Annotated in this window: 16 protein-coding genes; 15 read left to right on the forward strand and 1 reads right to left on the reverse strand. The window is 68.9% G+C overall.

The annotated features are described in order from the left end of the window. Window positions 1-21 precede the first annotated feature (21 nt). Window positions 22-1857, forward strand: a complete 1836-nt coding sequence (locus ABZV31_RS09210) for an FAD-dependent oxidoreductase (RefSeq protein WP_355890273.1) — start codon at window positions 22-24, stop codon at window positions 1855-1857. Window positions 1858-2055: 198 nt separating this feature from the next. On the opposite strand, the gene ABZV31_RS09215 is transcribed toward ABZV31_RS09210, so the two are convergent. Continuing rightward, window positions 2056-2868, reverse strand: a complete 813-nt coding sequence (locus ABZV31_RS09215) for a C40 family peptidase (RefSeq protein WP_355890276.1) — start codon at window positions 2866-2868, stop codon at window positions 2056-2058. A 1171-nt stretch (window positions 2869-4039) separates the two neighbouring features. On the opposite strand from ABZV31_RS09215, the gene ABZV31_RS09220 reads away from it, so the two are divergent. From ABZV31_RS09220 to nuoN, 14 genes are read left to right on the forward strand one after another with little or no spacing between them, the layout of a single operon-like run. After that, entirely contained in the window at window positions 4040-4399 is a 360-nt protein-coding gene (locus ABZV31_RS09220; RefSeq protein ID WP_007383963.1) for an NADH-quinone oxidoreductase subunit A, read from the forward strand. Between the two features lie 13 nt (window positions 4400-4412). Continuing rightward, window positions 4413-4967 (forward strand): NADH-quinone oxidoreductase subunit B, encoded by a 555-nt coding sequence (locus ABZV31_RS09225; RefSeq protein WP_023547484.1) that lies wholly within the window; start codon window positions 4413-4415, stop codon window positions 4965-4967. Continuing rightward, window positions 4964-5734 carry an NADH-quinone oxidoreductase subunit C gene (locus ABZV31_RS09230; protein WP_355890279.1) on the forward strand — a complete coding sequence of 257 codons (771 nt, stop codon included), beginning with the start codon at window positions 4964-4966 and terminating at the stop codon, window positions 5732-5734. The genes ABZV31_RS09225 and ABZV31_RS09230 overlap by 4 nt, the downstream gene beginning before the upstream one ends. Beyond that, window positions 5731-7071, forward strand: a complete 1341-nt coding sequence (locus tag ABZV31_RS09235) for an NADH-quinone oxidoreductase subunit D (RefSeq protein WP_355890282.1) — start codon at window positions 5731-5733, stop codon at window positions 7069-7071. Before ABZV31_RS09230 ends, ABZV31_RS09235 begins: the two co-directional genes overlap by 4 nt. Beyond that, window positions 7068-7991 carry an NADH-quinone oxidoreductase subunit NuoE gene (nuoE, locus tag ABZV31_RS09240; RefSeq protein WP_355890285.1) on the forward strand — a complete coding sequence of 308 codons (924 nt, stop codon included), beginning with the start codon at window positions 7068-7070 and terminating at the stop codon, window positions 7989-7991. Before ABZV31_RS09235 ends, nuoE begins: the two co-directional genes overlap by 4 nt. Next, window positions 7988-9337, forward strand: coding sequence for an NADH-quinone oxidoreductase subunit NuoF (gene nuoF / locus ABZV31_RS09245; protein ID WP_355890288.1), 1350 nt, complete (start codon window positions 7988-7990; stop codon window positions 9335-9337). Before nuoE ends, nuoF begins: the two co-directional genes overlap by 4 nt. Further along, window positions 9334-11838, forward strand: coding sequence for an NADH-quinone oxidoreductase subunit G (locus ABZV31_RS09250; RefSeq protein WP_355890291.1), 2505 nt, complete (start codon window positions 9334-9336; stop codon window positions 11836-11838). The genes nuoF and ABZV31_RS09250 overlap by 4 nt, the downstream gene beginning before the upstream one ends. After that, window positions 11835-13199 carry an NADH-quinone oxidoreductase subunit NuoH gene (nuoH, locus tag ABZV31_RS09255; RefSeq protein WP_355890293.1) on the forward strand — a complete coding sequence of 455 codons (1365 nt, stop codon included), beginning with the start codon at window positions 11835-11837 and terminating at the stop codon, window positions 13197-13199. The genes ABZV31_RS09250 and nuoH overlap by 4 nt, the downstream gene beginning before the upstream one ends. Then, window positions 13192-13833, forward strand: a complete 642-nt coding sequence (gene nuoI / locus ABZV31_RS09260; protein ID WP_355890296.1) for an NADH-quinone oxidoreductase subunit NuoI — start codon at window positions 13192-13194, stop codon at window positions 13831-13833. Before nuoH ends, nuoI begins: the two co-directional genes overlap by 8 nt. After that, entirely contained in the window at window positions 13830-14672 is an 843-nt protein-coding gene (locus ABZV31_RS09265) for an NADH-quinone oxidoreductase subunit J (protein WP_355890299.1), read from the forward strand. The genes nuoI and ABZV31_RS09265 overlap by 4 nt, the downstream gene beginning before the upstream one ends. Further along, entirely contained in the window at window positions 14669-14968 is a 300-nt protein-coding gene (gene nuoK / locus ABZV31_RS09270) for an NADH-quinone oxidoreductase subunit NuoK (protein WP_003974374.1), read from the forward strand. The genes ABZV31_RS09265 and nuoK overlap by 4 nt, the downstream gene beginning before the upstream one ends. A 15-nt stretch (window positions 14969-14983) precedes the next feature. Next, window positions 14984-16930: an NADH-quinone oxidoreductase subunit L gene (nuoL, locus tag ABZV31_RS09275; RefSeq protein ID WP_355890302.1), complete on the forward strand. Its 1947-nt coding sequence runs from the start codon at window positions 14984-14986 to the stop codon at window positions 16928-16930. 5 nt (window positions 16931-16935) lie between these two features. Continuing rightward, on the forward strand, window positions 16936-18507 hold the full coding sequence (locus ABZV31_RS09280) for an NADH-quinone oxidoreductase subunit M (protein WP_355890304.1): 1572 nt from the start codon (window positions 16936-16938) through the stop codon (window positions 18505-18507). After that, complete coding sequence (gene nuoN / locus ABZV31_RS09285; protein ID WP_355890307.1) at window positions 18504-20153, forward strand: NADH-quinone oxidoreductase subunit NuoN; 1650 nt, start codon at window positions 18504-18506, stop codon at window positions 20151-20153. Before ABZV31_RS09280 ends, nuoN begins: the two co-directional genes overlap by 4 nt. Window positions 20154-20230 lie beyond the last annotated feature (77 nt).

A 20230-nucleotide genomic window follows, 5' to 3' on the forward strand; every position in this document is an offset into this window, starting at 1 on the left:
CGTCCCTACCCTCCGGTTCTCATGACAACAGAACACACTGAGCAGCCTCAGGAGCTGACCGGCCACACCCGGAGACGGTTCCTCGCGGGTGCCGGGGCGGCGGTCGGTGCCACCGCCTTATGGCCCGCCGCCACTTCGGCCGCCGCCACCTCAACCGCCGCCACTTCGGTTGCCGGGAAACGCGTCGCCGTCCTCGGCGGCGGTGTCTCCGGTCTCAGCGCCGCCCACGAACTCGCCGAGCGCGGCTACGCCGTCACCGTCTACGAGTACTACGACACCCTCGGCGGCAAGGCCCGCTCGATGGACGTCCCCGGCACGGGCACGGGCGGCCGCAGACCACTCCCCGGCGAGCACGGCTTCCGCTTCTTCCCCGGCTTCTACCGGAACCTGCCGGACACCATGCGCCGCATCCCCGTCCCCGGCAACGCGCACGGCGTCCACGACAACCTCCGCAGCGGCACCGAGGCCCTCTTCGCACGCGGATCCGGCCGACCCGACCTGCACTTCCCGCTCCGCCGGGTCACCACCCCGCCCGCGCCCGGCGACATCACCCCCTCCTGGATCCGCGACCAGATCCTCTCTGTCCTGGACCTGGGCACCCGCCTGCCCGCGCACGAGGCCGCCTACTTCGCCGACCGTCTCCTCGTCCACCTCACCAGCTGCGACGCCCGGCGCGAGGGCCAGTGGGAGAAGGTCTCGTGGTGGGACTTCATCCGCGCCGAGGAGATGAGCGAGGAGTACCGGACCCTCCTCGGTATCGGGCAGACCCGCAACCTCGTCGCCACCCGCGCCGAGGTCGCCTCCACCCGCACCGTCGGCCGTGTCATCATCGAGGCCCTGATGCTGTGGGGGCTGCTGGGCCGCGGCATGGACGGCGACGCCGACATCGACCGCGTCCTGAACGCCCCCACCAGCGAGGCCTGGATCGACCCCTGGGAGCGGCATCTGCGCTCCCTCGGCGTCGATTTCGTCCTGGGCACACAGGTGCGGGAGGTGGTGTACGAGGGCGGCCGGGTGACCGGCATACGCGTCTCGGCCCGCGACGGCGGCCAGGAACGCACCGTCACCGCCGACCACTACGTCTCCGCCCTGCCCGTCGAACACGCCCGACTCACCTGGGGCCCGGCCCTGCGCGCGGCCGATCCGCAGCTCGCCAAGTGCGACGCGCTGAAGACGGACTGGATGACCGGCGTGATGTTCTACCTGCGCACGCCCACCCCCGTCGTGCACGGCCACATCAACTGCCTCGACTCGCCGTGGTCCGTGACCGCCATCGGGCAGGCCCAATTCTGGGACGTACGGGACTTTTCGCGGGACTACGGTGACGGGCACGCCCACGACTGCCTGTCCGCGATCATCTCCGAGTGGGACAAGCCGGGCATCCTGTACGGCAAGACGGCCCGCGAGTGCACCAAGGACGAAATCGTCGCCGAGCTCTGGGCCCAGCTGAAGGACGGCCTGAACGACTCCGGCAGGACGACGCTCCGGGACGACGACCGGCTCGGCTGGTTCATGGATCCGGCGGTCACGGGCCTGGGCGGCCCCGACCCGCAGAACCGCGAGCAGCTCCTCATCCACCCGACCGGCACCCTCTACAACCGCCCCTCCGCCCGCACGAAGGTGCCGAACTTCTTCCTCGCGGGCGACTACGTCCGCACCGACGTCGACCTGGCCACGATGGAGGGCGCCAACGAGTCCGCGCGACGGGCCGTCAACGCCCTGCTCGAAGCGGACCATTCGGACGCCGAACGGTGCCGCATCTGGGAGCTGTACCGCCCGCCGGAGATGGAGCCCCTCAAACGCATCGACGAGGTGCGCTACCGGCTCGGTCTGCCCAACACCTTCGACCTGGGATGAGCAGGAATGCGGCGAAGTCGCCCGGATTGACCGGGAGATGCCGGGATGAGCCGTGGGAATGAGCCGTGGGAATGAGCCGTGGGGATGAGCCGTGGGGATGAGCCGTGGGGATGTACCGGAAGGGCCGCTGCCCCCGAGCGGCTGCGGCCCTTCACCCCGTACGGCTTGTGCGTGGATGTCCTTTGTGTGGAGGTGTCCTCAGAGCACCCGGACCGCGCCGGTCGGCGGGTCGTAGGACAGCGGCTTCTCGACGACGCCGGTGGACGGGTTCTGCGCGCCGACGAACATGCCGTCGCCGACGTACACCGCCACGTGGTAGGCGCTGCCGGCGCTGCCCCAGTAGAGGATGTCGCCCGGCTGCAGGTTGCTCAGGGAGACCTGGGTGCCGGCGGTCGACTGGTCCTGCGACACGCGCGGCAGGTTGACGCCGATCTCCTTGAAGGCGGTCTGCACGAGACCGGAGCAGTCCCAGGAGTTGGGGCCGGTGCCGCCGGAGACGTAGGCGTCACCGATCTGTGCCTTGACGAAGGCGATGACGGCGGCGGCCGAACCGGTCGCCGTGGAGCTGCTCGTGGAGGAGCTCGAGGAGCTCGCCGGGGCGGCGAGGGTGGTCCGCTCGGCGCTGCGCGAGGCGCGCTCGGCGGCGGCCTTGCGGGCGGCCTCGGCGGCCTTCTTCTTGGCCTCCGCCTTCCTCTTCGCCTCGGCCAGGTCCGCCTTGGCCTGCTTTGCGGCCTTCGCGGCGGCCGCGTCACGCTCGGCCTGCAGCTCGTAGTTCGCGGCGGCCTGCTGTGTGGCGTCCGCGGACTGGGCGACCTGAGTGGCCAGGTCGGTCGTCAGGGTGGGCAGTTCGAGGGTCTGCGTCACGGGCTCGGCGGCGTTCGCCGACGAGGCGGACGCACCGGCCACTGCCAAGGTGCTGAGGACACCACCGGCAACTCCGGCCCGCATCGCGATTTTCGACGCGCTACGGCGGGGCTTCCGGTGGCTGCGTATGTGAGCGGTGTGGGACATGGGAACAACCGGTATCAGGGGCTCCTTCATATCTTCAAGAAACGTGTGGTGCGCCACATTTGCTCAATCGGGAGCCCGAATCCCCGGCGCGTCGTTCTTTATTGACGCCGTAACGGACATTACGGGCCCAGGTGATCATGCCTGTGATCATGGGCTTTCGCTGTTACGCCCGAATTGCCCCCCGCCTACCATTGGTTGGGGCCGTTGGCCAAGCCCGCTTCTCAGGCGGCTCTCATGAATGTGGCCGAGGTCACGGAACGGTCACCGGGGCGCCAGCGTTCTGCAACACGCGGCTCGGCTCCCGGCTCGCCCGGGGCCGGCCCCGGCATCTCCCGGTGGCCGGCCCCGGCATCTCCTGGTGGCCGCGGAGCCTCACCGGACGCCGTGCACACGAGACCGCGGCCCCCTGTGGCGCCGGACGCCGTGCACACGAGACCGCGGCCCCCTGTGGCGCCGGGCGGTGTGTGCACGCGACCGTGTCGAGCGGCTCTGGCTTCCGGATCCCCTTTGTGACCTCCGGATCCCCTTTGTGACCTTAGTGACCTCCGGATCCCCTTTGTGACCTCCGGATCCCCTTTGTGACCTCCGGATCCCCTCTGTGACCTCCGGATCCCCTCTGTTCCTGTAGCCCCAGCCGTCACAGGCCGGTGAAGGACTGAAGGGTGTGCGAGCCGGGCGCGGACGAGATCGTCTCCGGGTGAGGTCGTGGGCCGCCCCGGAGGTGGCGCCTGGCTTGTGAAGAGACGAACGTGTCCACTTCGCGGTTCGGTCGTCCCTCCGATGTGTGAAAAGCAGCCCTATACCAAGGGGTTGACGCCGTCCGCCACTTTGCACCGGACGCAGTGCATCTGGTAATGCGCAACCCCTTCGACCAGCGATGACGAGCGAAAGTGTCACCGCTCGTGATCACGTAGGTGCTTCGCGTGTGAAGATCACTGCTCATCCGACTTCATGATCGTTCGTCAGGTGGTGGAGATCACAAAGCTTGTGCAATACCTCGTGTCGCAGATCACAGACCGCCGGGCATAAGATGCGAGGCAGTTGGGCTTGTGACCTGCTTCACATGTTCCCGATCTTCGCCGGGACGAGCGAGGTTCACGGGACAGGTGAGGCAGACGTGAGCCCAGCGCAACCGCCAGCAGTCAGTGCCGACTGAGAGGAGCGAGGAGCGGTGAACGCGTATGCGCCCATCCTCGTACTGGGAGCCCTCGGGGCAGGCTTTGCGATCTTCTCCGTGGTCATGGCCACGCTGATCGGACCGAAGCGGTACAACCGCGCCAAGCTCGAGGCCTACGAGTGCGGTATCGAGCCGACCCCCACGCCGGCCGGCGGCGGGCGCTTCCCCATCAAGTACTACCTGACGGCGATGCTCTTCATCGTCTTCGACATCGAGATCGTCTTCCTCTACCCCTGGGCCGTCACCTTCGACGCCCTGGGTGTTTTCGGGCTCGTGGAGATGCTGCTCTTCGTGCTCACCGTCTTCGTCGCGTACGCGTACGTATGGCGGCGCGGCGGCCTGGAATGGGACTGAGGGGCCTTTAGACATGGGACTCGAAGAAAAGCTGCCCAGCGGTTTCCTGCTGACCACCGTCGAGCAGGCCGCGGGCTGGGTGCGCAAGGCGTCCGTCTTCCCGGCCACCTTCGGCCTGGCCTGCTGCGCGATCGAGATGATGACCACCGGCGCCGGCCGCTACGACCTGGCACGCTTCGGCATGGAGGTCTTCCGCGGATCGCCCCGCCAGGCGGACCTGATGATCGTCGCCGGCCGCGTCAGCCAGAAGATGGCGCCCGTCCTGCGGCAGGTGTACGACCAGATGCCCAACCCCAAGTGGGTGATCTCCATGGGCGTCTGCGCCTCCTCGGGCGGCATGTTCAACAACTACGCGATCGTCCAGGGCGTCGACCACATCGTCCCCGTCGACATCTATCTGCCCGGCTGCCCGCCCAGGCCCGAGATGCTGATGGACGCGATCCTCAAGCTCCACCACAAGATCCAGACCTCCAAGCTCGGCGTGAACGCCGAGGAAGCGGCCCGCGAGGCGGAGGAGGCGGCGCTCAAGGCCCTGCCGACGATCGAGATGAAGGGGCTGCTGCGGTGAGCGACGCGAACGGCAACGGAACGAACGGTGCGACCGGGGCGGAGAACGGCGTGAACCCCGAGAAGGACCTCGCCACCGACAACCTCCCCGGCCAGCGTGGCCAGGGCGGCGAGGAGATCCGCGTCCAGCGCGGCATGTTCGGCGCCAACAACGGCGGCGACACCTCCGGCTACAGCGGCTTGGTCCGCTCGGTCCGACTCCCGGGACCGGCGAGTCGCCCCTACGGCGGCTGGTTCGACGAGGTCGCCGACGAACTCGAGGGCGCGCTGGAGGAACAGGGCCTCCTCCCCGAGAACGCGATCGAGAAGACGGTCGTCGACCGTCGCGAGCTCACCTTCCACATCGAGCGCGAGCACCTGGTCCGCGTCGCCCGCACCCTGCGCGACGACCCGGCCCTGCGCTTCGAGCTGTGCACCGGCGTCAGCGGCGTCCACTACCTGCACGACAAGGGCCGCGAGCTGCACGCCGTGTACCACCTGCGCTCGATCACCCACAACCGGCTGATCCGCCTCGAGGTCAGCGCCCCCGACAGCGACCCGCACATCCCGTCGCTGGTCTCCGTCTATCCGACGAACGACTGGCACGAGCGCGAGACCTACGACTTCTTCGGGATCGTCTTCGACGGTCACCCGGCCCTGACGCGGATCATGATGCCGGACGACTGGCAGGGCCATCCGCAGCGCAAGGACTACCCCCTCGGCGGCATCCCCGTCGAGTACAAGGGCGCCCAGATCCCGGCTCCGGACCAGCGGAGGTCGTACTCGTGAGCACGCAGTCAGCATCTGCCGCGTCCGCCGCTTCGGCGCGCGAGACCACGGAAGGCACCGTCTACACGGTCACCGGTGGCGACTGGGACGAAGTCGTCCAGTCCGCGGCCCGCGCCGACGACGAGCGCATCGTCGTCAACATGGGTCCCCAGCACCCCTCCACCCACGGCGTGCTCCGCCTGATCCTGGAGATCGAGGGCGAGACCGTCACCGAGGCCCGCTGCGGCATCGGCTACCTGCACACCGGGATCGAGAAGAACCTCGAGTTCCGCACGTGGACGCAGGGCACCACCTTCGTCACGCGCATGGACTACCTGACGTCCTTCTTCAACGAGACCGCCTACTGTCTCGCCGTAGAGAAACTTCTCGGCATCGAGGACCAGATCACCGAGCGGGCCAAGATCATCCGGGTGCTCCTGATGGAGCTGAACCGGCTGTCCTCCCACCTGGTGTGCATCGCCACCGGCGGTATGGAACTCGGCGCCACCACGATCATGATCTACGGATTCCGTGATCGTGAAATGATTCTCGACATCTACGAGCTCATCACGGGCCTGCGGATGAACCACGCGTACATCCGCCCCGGCGGACTCGCCCAGGACCTGCCGCCCGGCGCGGTGGACCAGATCCGCGAGTTCGTGAAGAAGATGAAGAAGAACCTCCCGGAGTACGACAAGCTCGCCACCGGGAACCCCGTCTTCAAGGCCCGCATGCAGGACATCGGCTACCTCGACCTGGCCGGCTGCATGGCCCTCGGCGCCACCGGCCCCATCCTGCGCGCCACCGGCCTGCCGCACGACCTGCGCAAGGCCCAGCCGTACTGCGACTACGAGACGTACGACTTTGACATCCCGACCGCCGACACCTGCGACGCCTACGGCCGCTTCCTGATCCGCCTGGAGGAGATGCGCCAGTCGCTCAGGATCGTCGAGCAGTGCCTGGACCGGCTGCAGCCCGGCCCAGTCATGGTCGCCGACAAGAAGATCGCCTGGCCCGCCCAGCTCGCCCTGGGACCGGACGGACTGGGCAACTCCCTCGACCACATCAAGAAGATCATGGGCACCTCCATGGAGGCCCTGATCCACCACTTCAAGCTCGTCACCGAAGGCTTCCGCGTTCCGCCGGGACAGGCGTACGTGGCGGTCGAGTCGCCCAAGGGCGAGCTCGGGGTGCACGCCGTGTCCGACGGCGGCACCCGCCCCTACCGGGTCCACTTCCGCGACCCGTCCTTCACCAACCTGCAGGCCATGGCGGCGATGTGCGAAGGCGGCCAGGTCGCCGACGTCATCGTCGCCGTCGCGTCCATCGACCCCGTGATGGGAGGCGTCGACCGGTGACCACCAGTTCTTCGGAGCGGGGCGTCAGCCTGGGCATGCCCGAACTGCCCGCGCCCGACTACCCGGACGACGTCCGCACCCGGCTCGAGCGGGACGCGCGCGAGATCATCGCCCGCTACCCGGACTCCCGGTCCGCCCTCCTGCCGTTGCTGCATCTCGTGCAGGCGGAGGAGGGGCATGTCACGCGCACCGGGATGCGGTTCTGTGCGGACATGCTCGGCTTGACCACGGCCGAGGTCACCGCGGTCGCCACCTTCTACACCATGTACCGGCGCAAGCCGAGCGGCGACTACCAGGTCGGTGTGTGCACCAACACGCTGTGCGCGGTGATGGGCGGGGACGCGATCTTCGAGGCCCTCCAGGAGCACCTCGGCGTCGGCAACGGCGAGACCACCGACGACGGCAAGGTCACCCTGGAGCACATCGAGTGCAACGCGGCCTGCGACTACGCGCCGGTCGTGATGGTCAACTGGGAGTTCTTCGACAACCAGACCCCGGCGAGCGCCAGGCGCCTCGTCGACGACCTCCGCGCGGGACGGTCGGTCACGCCGACGCGCGGGGCGCCGCTGTGCACCTTCAAGGAGACCGCCCGGATCCTGGCGGGCTTCCCCGACGAGCGGGAGGGGGCGACCGAGGCCGGCGGCAGCGCGGGTCCCGCCTCGCTGGTGGGCCTCCGCCTGGCCAGGGGAGAGGCCGCACCCGCGCGCGTGGTCCACCCGCGCGACGGCGGACCGCACGACGAGCCCCGGGACAGGGCCGTGCACGAGCCGTCACCGACGGAGCACCTGAGCTCCCACGACGCGCCGCAGGACACATCGGCCTCCGATCCCGCCCACCCGTCGCCCACCACCACCCGTGATGGAGGGGCTTCGCCCCGCACCTCTGATGCGGCGGGACCTGTCGCCGAGGAGGGGGAGTGATGACCTTGGCACCCGAAATCGACGAGACCAGCCCTGAGAAGCTGCTCGTACCCGTGCTGTCGGCCTTCTGGGACGAGGACAGGTCCTGGACGCTGGACGTGTACCGGAGGCACGAAGGGTACGAGGGACTCCGCAAGGCACTCGCCATGTCGCCGGACGACGTGATCGCGTACGTCAAGGACTCCGGTCTGCGCGGGCGCGGCGGCGCGGGATTCCCGACGGGAATAAAGTGGCAGTTCATTCCCCAGGGTGATGGAAAACCGCACTATCTAGTTGTCAACGCCGACGAGTCGGAGCCCGGAACCTGCAAGGACATCCCGCTCCTCTTCGCGAACCCGCACAGCCTCATCGAGGGCATTGTCATCGCGTGTTATGCCATCAGGTCGTCGCAGGCCTTCATCTATCTGCGTGGTGAAGTCGTCCCCGTGCTGCGGCGGTTGCACTCGGCCGTGCGCGAGGCCTACGCGGCGGGCTACCTCGGCAAGAACATCCTGGGCAGCGGACTCGACCTCGAACTCACCGTGCACGCGGGCGCGGGCGCGTACATCTGCGGTGAGGAGACCGCACTGCTGGACTCGCTCGAAGGCCGCCGTGGTCAACCGCGGCTCCGTCCCCCCTTCCCTGCGGTCGCGGGCCTCTACGCGTGCCCGACTGTGGTGAATAACGTCGAATCGATCGCGTCAGTTCCCGCCATCCTGAAAAACGGCAAGGAATGGTTCAGGTCGATGGGCAGCGAGAAGTCCCCGGGCTTCACGCTCTACTCGCTCAGCGGCCACGTCGCGAGCCCCGGACAGTACGAGGCCCCGCTCGGCATCACGCTGCGCCAGCTGCTGGACATGAGCGGCGGCATGCGGCCGGGCCACCGGCTGAAGTTCTGGACGCCGGGCGGCTCCTCGACGCCGATGTTCACCGACGAGCACCTCGACGTCCCCCTCGACTACGAAGCAGTGGGGGCCGCGGGTTCCATGCTCGGCACCAAGGCCCTGCAGTGCTTCGACGAGACGACCTGCGTGGTGCGGGCCGTGACCCGCTGGACCGAGTTCTACGCCCACGAGTCCTGCGGCAAGTGCACGCCGTGCCGCGAGGGGACGTACTGGCTCGTGCAGTTGCTGCGCGACCTGGAGGCCGGCAAGGGCAAGATGTCCGACCTCGACAAGCTCGCCGACATCGCCGACAACATCAACGGCAAGTCCTTCTGCGCCCTCGGCGACGGCGCCGCCTCGCCGATCTTCTCCTCGCTCAAGTACTTCCGCGAGGAGTACGAGCAGCACGTCACGGGCCGGGGCTGCCCCTTCGACCCGGCCAAGTCCACGGCCTGGGCCGACCGCACGGAGGTGAACGCATGACCGTGACCACGAGCGCTCCCTCGGGCGGGGGAGAGGCGACGGTCCCGCCGGAGGATCTCGTAACGCTGACGATCGACGGCATCGAGATCAGCGTGCCCAAGGGCACCCTGATCATCCGGGCCGCCGAACAGCTCGGTATCGAGATTCCCCGGTTCTGCGACCACCCCCTGCTCGACCCGGCCGGCGCCTGCCGCCAGTGCATCGTCGAAGTCGAGGGCCAGCGCAAGCCGATGGCGTCCTGCACGATCACGTGTACGGACGGGATGGTCGTGAAGACTCATCTGACCTCGCCGGTCGCCGAAAAGGCCCAGCACGGGGTGATGGAGCTGCTGCTCATCAACCACCCCCTGGACTGCCCGGTCTGCGACAAGGGTGGCGAGTGCCCGCTGCAGAACCAGGCCATGTCGCACGGCAACGCCGAGTCCCGCTTCGAGGGCAGGAAGCGGACGTTCGAGAAGCCCGTCCCGATCTCCACGCAGGTGCTGTTGGACCGCGAGCGGTGCGTGCTGTGCGCCCGCTGCACCCGGTTCTCCAACCAGATCGCGGGCGATCCGATGATCGAGCTGCTGGAGCGGGGCGCGCTGCAGCAGGTCGGCACCGGCGAGGGCGACCCCTTCGAGTCGTACTTCTCCGGCAACACCATTCAGATCTGCCCGGTCGGCGCGCTGACGTCGGCGGCGTATCGCTTCCGCTCCCGGCCCTTCGACCTCGTCTCCTCGCACACCGTCTGCGAGCACTGCTCCGGCGGCTGCGCCACCCGCACCGACCACCGGCGCGGCAAGGTCATGCGGCGGCTCGCCGCCAACGATCCCGAGGTCAACGAGGAGTGGATCTGCGACAAGGGGCGGTTCGCGTTCCGGTACGCGCAGCAGAGGGACCGGCTGGAGACGCCGCTGGTTCGCAACGCCGAGGGTGAGCTCGTACCGGCGTCCTGGCCGGAGGCCTTGGAGATCGCCGCACAGGGACTCCTGGCGTCGCGCGGCAGGACCGGTGTGCTGACCGGCGGCCGCCTCACCATCGAGGACGCCTACGCGTACAGCAAGTTCGCGCGCGTGGCACTCGGCACCAACGACATCGACTTCCGCGCGCGCGTGCACAGCAGCGAGGAGGCCGACTTCCTGGCCGCCCGGGTCGCCGGACGCGGACGGGACATCGACGGTACGGGCGTCACGTACTCCGCATTGGAGAAGGCGCCCGCCGTCCTGCTCGCCGGCTTCGAGTCCGAGGAGGAGGCTCCCGGCGTCTTCCTGCGGCTGCGCAAGGCCTGGCGCAAGCACGGGCAGAAGGTGTTCTCGCTGGCCACGCACGCCACCCGGGGTCTGGAGAAGGCGGGCGGCACGCTGCTGCCGGCCGCGCCCGGCACCGAGACCGAGTGGCTGGACGCGCTCGCGGGCGGCGTCGGCCTGGACGAGGACGGCGCGAAGGCGGCCGAGGCGTTGCGCACGGAGGGCGCGGTGATCGTCGTCGGCGAGCGGCTGGCCGCTGTCGCCGGTGGCCTCACCGCGGCCGTACGGGCCGCGTCCGCAACCGGCGCCCAACTGGTGTGGATCCCGCGCCGGGCGGGCGAGCGCGGCGCGGTCGAGGCGGGCGCACTGCCGTCGCTGCTGCCGGGTGGGCGCCCCGCGACGGACCCGCGCGCCCGGGAGGAGGTCGCCGCCGTCTGGGGCGTCGCCGAACTCCCGCACCGCTACGGCCGCGACACCGGCCAGATCGTCGAGGCCGCCGCGGGCGGCGAGCTTCAGGCGCTGGTCGTCGCGGGCGTCGAGGTCGCCGACCTGCCCGATCCGGCACGCGCGCGTGAAGCACTCGCCGAGGTCGGCTTCCTGGTGTCGCTGGAGCTGCGGCCCAGCGAGGTCACCGAACTCGCGGACGTGGTCCTTCCCGTCGCCGCCGTCGCAGAGAAGGCCGGCACCTTCCTCAACTGGGAGGGCCGGGTGCGCTTCTTCGAGGCCGCACTCAAGCCCGACCAGATGATCCGCCGCCTCGCGCCCACCGACGCGCGCGTGCTGCAGATGCTGGCCGACGCCATGGACGTCCACCTGGGTCTGCCGGACCTGCGGACCGTGCACGCGGAGCTGGACCGGCTCGGCGCCTGGACCGGGCCGCGGGCCACCGATCCGCTGGAGAGCGCGAGCGCGCTGCCGCGGCCCGCCGCCGGGGAGGCCGTGCTGGCCGGACACCGGCTGCTGCTCGACCAAGGCGTCCTGCAGGAGGGCGACGAGGCGCTCGCCGGGACACGGCACGCCGCACGCGCACGCGTGTCGCCCGCCACGGCCGCCGAGGCGGGCGTCGCGGACGGCGACGTCATCGCCGTGACCGGCCCGGCCGGAGCGGTCGAACTCCCGCTGGAGATCACCGAGATGCCCGACCGGGTGGTCTGGCTCCCGCTGAACTCCGTCGGCGGGGGCGTCGCCTCCGACACCGGGGCGCAGCCCGGATCCCTCGTCCGCATCGGCCCGGCGACGCTCGCCACCGAGGCCCCCAAGGAGGTGGAGGAATGAGCCCGTACCTCGCCGCTGAAGACCTCTCGATGTTCGGCCGCGACCCCTGGTGGCTGGTCGTCATCAAGGCGGTGTTCTGCTTCGCCTTCCTGATGGTGACCGTGCTGTTCTCCATCGTCTGGGAGCGCAAGGTCGTCGCCTGGATGCAGCTGCGCATCGGCCCCAACCGGCACGGCCCCTGGGGCATGCTCCAGTCGCTCGCCGACGGCGTGAAGCTGATGCTCAAGGAAGACATCATCGTCAAGCGTGCGGACAAGGTGGTCTACGTCCTTGCGCCGATCGTGGCGGCCATCCCGGCCTTCATGGCGATCGCGGTGATCCCCTTCGGGCCCGCCGGCAACGAGATCTCGATCTTCGGCCACCGCACCGCGATGCAGCTGACCGACCTGCCGATCGCGGTGCTCTACATCCTCGCGATCGCCTCGGTCGGCATCTACGGCATCGTCCTTGCCGGTTGGAGCTCCGGATCCACCTACCCGCTGCTCGGCGGCCTGCGCTCCTGCGCGCAGATGATCTCGTACGAGATCGCCATGGGCGCCGCGTTCGCCTCCGTGTTCCTCTACTCGGGGTCGATGTCGACGTCGACGATCGTCCAGCAGCAGCACGATCGCTGGTACATCCTGCTGCTGCCGGTCTCCTTCATCCTCTACATCGTCACGATGGTCGGCGAGACCAACCGCGCCCCCTTCGACATGCCGGAGTCCGAGGGCGACCTGGTCGGCGGTTTCAACACCGAGTACTCGTCGATCAAGTTCGCGATGTTCATGCTCGCCGAGTACGTGAACATGGTGACGGTCTCGGCCGTGTCGACGACGCTCTTCCTGGGCGGCTGGCGGGCCCCGTGGCCGATCAGCACCTTCTGGGAGGGCGCGAACCACGGCTGGTGGCCGCTGCTCTGGTTCGTGATCAAGGTCCAGCTGCTGCTGTTCTTCTTCATCTGGCTGCGCGGCACGCTCCCGCGGGTCCGCTACGACCAGCTGATGAAGCTCGGCTGGAAGGTCCTCATTCCGGTCTCCGTGACCTGGCTGATGCTCGTCGCCACCGTGCGGACCCTGAGGAACGAGAACTACGACTTCGCCGACATCGCCCTCTACGTCGGCGGCGGGATCCTGGCCCTGCTGCTCCTGTCCTTCGTCGCCGACATGTTCCGCGAGAAGGCGAAGACGGCCGAGCGGCCCGCCGAGGAACCGGCCGCCTTCGACCCGATGGCCGGCGGGTTCCCCGTACCACCGCTGCCGGGGCAGGAGCTGCCGCCGGTGCCACGGCGCCGCTCGCGCCGCGAGCGGGAGTTGATTGTCAGTGGTGGGTCGGATACTGCCAGTGACGGATCTCTGGATGGAAAGGAGGCGTCCGATGGCTGAGGAGCCCAAGGAGACCAAGTCCGGTTTCCAGAACCCCGTGGCCGGCTTCGGCGTGACCTTCAAGGCCATGTTCAAGAAGCGGCTGACCGAGCAGTACCCGGAGCAGAAGAAGACCACGGCTCCGCGCTTCCACGGACGGCACCAGCTCAACCGCCATCCGGACGGCCTGGAGAAGTGCGTCGGCTGTGAGCTGTGCGCCTGGGCCTGCCCCGCCGACGCCATTTATGTGGAGGGCGCCGACAACACCGACGAGGAGCGCTACTCGCCGGGCGAGCGATACGGCGCGGTCTACCAGATCAACTACGCCCGCTGCATCCTGTGCGGCCTGTGCATCGAGGCGTGCCCCACACGCGCGCTGACGATGACCAACGAGTACGAGCTCGCCGACTCCAGCCGCGCCAACCTCATCTACACCAAGGAGCAGCTGCTCGCCGGCCTCGAAGAGGGCATGGTCGACACGCCGCACGCGATCTACCCGGGGATGGACGAGCAGGACTACTACCGGGGCCTGGTGACGGAGGCCGCGCCCGGCACGGTACGCCAGGTCGCCCTCTCCAAGGGCGAGGTCCCGCAGGAGGCGTCCTCCACCTCCGGTGAGAGCGAACCCGCCTCGGAGAAGGTGATCGGCCGATGACCGCACAGCTCGCCGCCTACTCCACCTCCACCGGAGAGGCCTTCCAGTTCTGGGTCCTCGGCACCGTCGCGGTGATCGGCGCCCTGGGCACCGTCTTCATGAAGAGGGCCGTGCACAGTGCGCTCTGTCTCGCCGGCACCATGATCGCCCTGGCGGTGTTCTACCTCGCCAACGGCGCCTACTTCCTGGGCATCGTGCAGATCGTCGTCTACACCGGCGCGATCATGATGCTGTTCCTGTTCGTGGTGATGCTGGTCGGCGTCACCGCCGCGGACTCCCTGAAGGAAACCATCAAGGGCCAGCGCTGGCTGGCCCTCCTGTGTGGGGCCGGCTTCGGCGTCCTGCTGATCGGGGGCATCGCCAACGCCTCCCTGAAGGAGTTCAACGGCACCGGCAAGGCGAACGCGAACGGCAACGTGGAGGGCCTGGCATCCCTCATCTTCACCAAGTACGTCTTCGCCTTCGAAATCACCGGCGCCCTGCTCATCACGGCCGCCGTCGGCGCCATGGTGCTCACCCACCGCGAGCGCACCGAGCGGGCCAAGACCCAGCGCGAGCTGTCCGAGCAGCGCATCCGGGAGGGCAAGTACATTCCGCCGCTGCCGGCGCCCGGCGTGTACGCGCGGCACAACGCCGTCGACATCGCGGGCCTGCTGCCCGACGGCACCCCGTCCGAGCTCACGGTCAGCAAGACGCTGCGCGAGCGCGGTCAGGTCCGTGACGTGTCGGTTGAGGCGCTCAACGACCTGCGGGCCCTGGAAATGCGGGTCGAGGAGCGGCTGGAGCGTAAGGCGGTCGAACCGCCGCACTTCAAGCGGGCCGAGGAGGCGTCGAAGTGAACCCCGTCAACTACCTCTATCTCGCCGCTCTGTTGTTCACGATCGGCGCCACCGGCGTGCTGATCCGGCGCAACGCCATCGTGGTCTTCATGTGCATCGAGCTGATGCTGAACGCCTGCAACCTCGCGTTCGTCGCCTTCTCCCGGATGCACGGCAACCTCGACGGTCAGATCATCGCCTTCTTCACGATGGTCGTCGCCGCCGCGGAGGTCGTGGTCGGGCTCGCGATCATCGTGTCGCTGTTCCGTTCCCGCCACTCGGCCTCGGTCGACGACGCCAGCCTGATGAAGCTGTAAGGGGTCGGAAGAATCGTGGAGAACCTGATTGCGCTGCTGATCGCGGCGCCTCTGCTCGGAGCGGCCGTCCTCCTGGTCGGCGGCCGGCGGCTCGACGCCGTCGGCCACTGGCTCGGCACCCTCCTGTCGGCCGTCTCCTTCGTGATCGGCCTGGTCCTCTTCGCCGACCTGCTCGGCAAGAGCGCCGAACACCGGACCCTGATGCAGCACCTGTTCAGCTGGGTCCCGGTCGCCGGCTTCCAGGCGGACATCACCTTCCGGCTCGACCAGCTGTCGATGACCTTCGTGCTGCTGATCACCGGCGTCGGCTCCCTGATCCACCTGTACTCGGTCGGATACATGGAGCACGACGAGCGGCGCCGCCGCTTCTTCGGCTATCTGAACCTGTTCCTCGCGGCGATGCTGCTGCTCGTCCTCGCCGACAACTACCTGCTGCTGTACGTCGGCTGGGAGGGCGTCGGTCTGGCCTCCTACCTGCTGATCGGCTTCTGGCAGCACAAGCCCAGCGCGGCCACCGCCGCGAAGAAGGCCTTCTTGGTCAACCGCGTCGGCGATATGGGCCTGTCCATCGCGATCATGATGATGTTCGCGACGTTCGGGACCTTCGCCTTCGGGCCGGTTTTCAGCCACGTCGGAGACACCTCCGAGGGCAAGCTCACCGCCATCGGCCTGCTGCTGCTGCTCGCCGCCTGCGGCAAGTCCGCCCAGGTGCCGCTGCAGTCCTGGCTCGGGGACGCCATGGAGGGCCCGACCCCGGTCTCCGCCCTCATCCACGCCGCGACGATGGTGACCGCGGGCGTCTACCTGATCGTCCGCTCCGCCGCGATCTTCAACGCCGCGCCCGACGCACAGCTCGCGGTCACCATGGTCGGTGCCGTCACTCTCCTGTTCGGTGCGATCGTCGGTTGCGCGAAGGACGACATCAAGAAGGCGCTGGCCGGCTCGACGATGTCGCAGATCGGCTACATGGTGCTGGCCGCGGGCCTCGGCCCCATCGGCTACGTCTTCGCGATCATGCACCTGGTGACGCACGGCTTCTTCAAGGCCGGGCTGTTCCTCGGCGCCGGTTCCGTCATGCACGGCATGAACGACGAGGTCGATATGCGCAAGTACGGCGGCCTGCGCAAGTACATGCCGATCACCTTCGTCACCTTCGGCCTCGGCTATCTGGCCATCATCGGCTTCCCGGGCCTGTCCGGCTTCTTCTCCAAGGACAAGATCATCGAGGCCGCCTTCGCCAAGGGCGGCACCGAGGGCTGGATCCTCGGCGGCGCGGCCCTGCTGGGCGCGGCCATCACGGCGTTCTACATGACGCGCGTGATGCTGATGACGTTCTTCGGCGAGGAGCGGTGGCGGAACCAGCCGACTCCCTCGCCGGCCGAGCCCGGCGTGGAGCCGGCAGCCGAGGAGCGCGGTCGGCACGCGGAGCCGCACCCGCACGAGTCGCCCAAGGTCATGACGATCCCCATGATCGTGCTGGCCGTCGGGTCGGTCTTCGGCGGCGCGGTCTTCAGCGTCGGCGACCGCTTCCTGCACTGGCTGGAGCCCATCACCGGGCACAGCGAGGGGCACTCCCCGGTCAGTGCCTGGACGGTCACCGGCGCGACCATGGTGTGCCTGGTCATCGGCGTTGCCATCGCGTACGCGCAGTACGGCCGCAAGCCCGTCCCCGCCGTCGCCCCGCGCGGGTCGCTGCTCACTCGGGCCGCCCGGCGCGACCTGCTCCAGGACGACTTCAACCACGTCGTCCTCGTCCGCGGCGGCGAGCACCTCACGCGGTCCCTGGTGTACGTCGACCACACCCTGGTCGACGGCGTCGTCAACGGCACGGCGGCCTCGGTCGGCGGCCTGTCCGGGCGGATGCGCCGGCTGCAGAACGGCTTCGTGCGCTCCTACGCGGTCTCGATGTTCGGCGGTGCGGCACTCCTCGTCGCCGCGACCCTGCTGATGAGGGCGGTCTGATACCGATGTCCTTTCCCCTGCTGACAGTGACGGCGGTGCTCCCGGCCATCGGGGCCGTCGCCACGGCCGCCGTGCCGGCCGCGCGGCGCACCGCCGCCAAGTGGCTCGCGCTGGTCGTCTCGCTCGCCACGCTCGTGCTGGCCGGGGTCGTCCTGGTCCGCTTCGACCCGGGCGGCGCCCGCTACCAGCTCACCGAGTCCCACACCTGGATCAAGGACTTCGGGGTCAGGTACGAGCTGGGCGTGGACGGCATCGCGGTGGCGCTCATCGCGCTGACCACGCTGCTGATCCCGTTCGTGATCCTGGCGGGCTGGCACGACGCCGACCCGCTGGAGACCGGAAGCCGCCGCTGGCGGCCGACGCAGGGCTTCTTCGCCCTCATCCTGGCCGTCGAGGCGATGGTGATCATCTCCTTCGAGGCCACCGACCTCTTCCTCTTCTACATCTTCTTCGAAGCCATGCTCATCCCGATGTACTTCCTCATCGGCGGCTTCGGGGACCATGCCCACGAGCACGGCGAGGAGGCGGCGTCGACGCAGCGGTCGTACGCGGCGGTGAAGTTCCTCCTCTACAACCTGGTCGGCGGTCTGATCATGCTGGCCGCGGTGATCGGCCTCTACGTGGTCGCCGGGAACTTCTCGCTCACCGAGATCGCGCAGGCCCGGGCCAACGGTTCGCTGCACATGGCGACCAGCACCGAACGCTGGCTGTTCCTCGGCTTCTTCTTCGCCTTCGCCGTGAAGGCACCGCTGTGGCCGCTGCACACCTGGCTGCCCAACGCCATGGGGGAGGCGACCGCCCCGGTCGCCGTCCTCATCACGGCGGTCGTCGACAAGGTGGGCACCTTCGCCATGCTCCGCTTCTGCCTCCAGCTGTTCCCGGAGGCGAGCAAGTGGGCGACGCCCGTCATCCTCGTCCTGGCGCTGATCAGCATCATCTACGGGGCGCTGCTCGCGGTCGGCCAGCGGGACATCAAGCGGCTGGTGGCGTACGCGTCGATCTCGCACTTCGGCTTCATCATCATGGGCATCTTCGCGATGACCAGCCAGGGCCAGTCCGGGGCGACGCTCTACATGGTCAACCACGGGCTCTCGACGGCCGCGCTCATGCTGGTGGCCGGCTTCCTGATCTCCCGGCGCGGCTCGAGGCTCATCGCCGACTACGGAGGCGTGCAGAAGGTCGCTCCGGTGCTCGCCGGCACGTTCCTGATCGGCGGCCTGGCGACCCTGTCCCTGCCGGGTCTCGCGCCCTTCGTGAGTGAATTCCTGGTCCTGGTCGGCACGTTCACGCGCTACCCGGCGATCGGCATCATCGCCACCTTCGGCATCGTGCTCGCCGCGCTGTACACCCTCGTCCTCTACCAGAGGACGATGACGGGCCCGGTGAAGCCGGAGGTCTCCGCGATGCCGGACCTGCGGGTGCGGGAGCTGGTGGTCGTGGCCCCGCTGATCGTGCTGCTGATCTTCCTGGGCGTCTACCCGAAGCCCGTCACGGACATCGTCAACCCGGCGGTCAAGCAGACCATGTCCGACGTACACAAGACCGATCCCAAGCCCGAGGTGGAGGCGGCCAAGTGAGCACAGCAGCCATCCACAGCCTGTGGACAACCGCGGCCGATCCGATCTCGAAGATCGACGCGCCGAAGATCGAATACGGGCAGTTGTCGCCCACCCTGATCGTCGTGGGCGCGGCGATCGTCGGGGTGCTGGTCGAGGCCTTCGTCCCGCGCAAGTCCCGTTACTACGCACAGGTGTTCGTGTCCGTCGTCGCGCTCGCTGCCGCCTTCGCCGCGGTGGTCGCGCTCGCGGCGGACGGGTACGGCACGACCAAGGCGCACATCGCGGCGATGGGCGCCATCGCCGTCGACGGGCCGTCGCTGTTCCTGCAGGGCACGATCCTGCTGGCGGCCCTGGTCGGCCTGTTCACCTTCGCCGAGCGGCGCCTGGACCCGACGGCGCACGGCAACCGGGTCGACTCGTTCGCCGCGCAGGCCGCGTCCGTGCCGGGCAGCGACAGCGAAAAGGCCGCGGTGAAGGCCGGGTTCACCACCACCGAGGTCTTCCCGCTGCTGCTCTTCGCCGTCGCCGGCATGCTGGTCTTCCCCTCGGCCAACGACCTGCTGACCCTGTTCGTGGCCCTGGAAGTCTTCTCGCTGCCGCTGTACCTGCTGTGCGCCCTGGCCCGCCGCAAGCGGCTGATGTCGCAGGAGGCCGCCGTCAAGTACTTCCTGCTCGGCGCGTTCGCCTCGGCGTTCACGCTGTTCGGCATCGCGCTGCTGTACGGGTACGCCGGCTCGGTGTCGTACGCGACGATCGCGCAGGTCGTCGACGGCACGGTCCCCAACGTAGACCCGGCGCTGGCCAACACCATGGGCAACGACGCGCTGCTGCTCGTCGGCGCCGCGTTGCTCGTGATGGGCCTGCTGTTCAAGGTGGGCGCGGTGCCGTTCCACATGTGGACGCCGGACGTCTACCAAGGCGCGCCGACCCCGGTCACCGGGTTCATGGCGGCGGCCACCAAGGTGGCGGCGTTCGGTGCGCTGCTGCGGCTGCTGTACGTCGTGCTGCCGGGGATGCGCTGGGACTGGCGGCCGGTCATGTGGGCCGTCGCGATCCTCACCATGCTGGGCGGTGCGATCGTCGCGATCACGCAGACCGACATCAAGCGGCTGCTGGCGTACTCCTCGATCGCGCACGCGGGCTTCATCCTCGCGGGTGTCATCGCGACCTCGAAGGACGGTGTGTCGTCCGTCCTCTTCTACCTGGCCGCGTACTCCTTCGTGACGATTGGGGCGTTCGCCGTGGTGACGCTGGTGCGCGACGCGGGCGGCGAGGCGACGCACCTGTCCAAATGGGCCGGCCTGGGCCGCCGTTCGCCGCTGGTGGCAGCCGTGTTCGCGGTGTTCCTGCTGGCCTTCGCGGGCATTCCGCTGACCTCCGGATTCGCCGGGAAGTTCGCCGTGTTCAAGGCGGCTGCGGAGGGCGGCGCGGCCCCGCTGGTCGTGATCGGTGTGATCTCGTCCGCGATCGCCGCGTTCTTCTACATCCGCGTGATCGTGCTGATGTTCTTCAGCGAACCGCGGCCGGAGGGGCCGACGGTGGCCGTGCCGTCGCCGCTGACGATGACCGCGATCGGGCTCGGCGTGGTGGTCACGCTGGTGCTCGGTGTGGCGCCGCAGTACTTCCTCGACCTGGCGAGCCAGGCGGGGGTCTTCGTCCGCTGAGCGGCCCTGCCCGTACGCGGCGGCCCGGTTCCCCTCATGCGGGGAGCCAGGCCGCCGGTGCTTCATGCGGTACAGGT

Origin of the sequence: Streptomyces sp. NPDC005202, assembly GCF_040608235.1 — a bacterium.
Classification (GTDB): Bacteria; Actinomycetota; Actinomycetes; order Streptomycetales; family Streptomycetaceae; genus Streptomyces.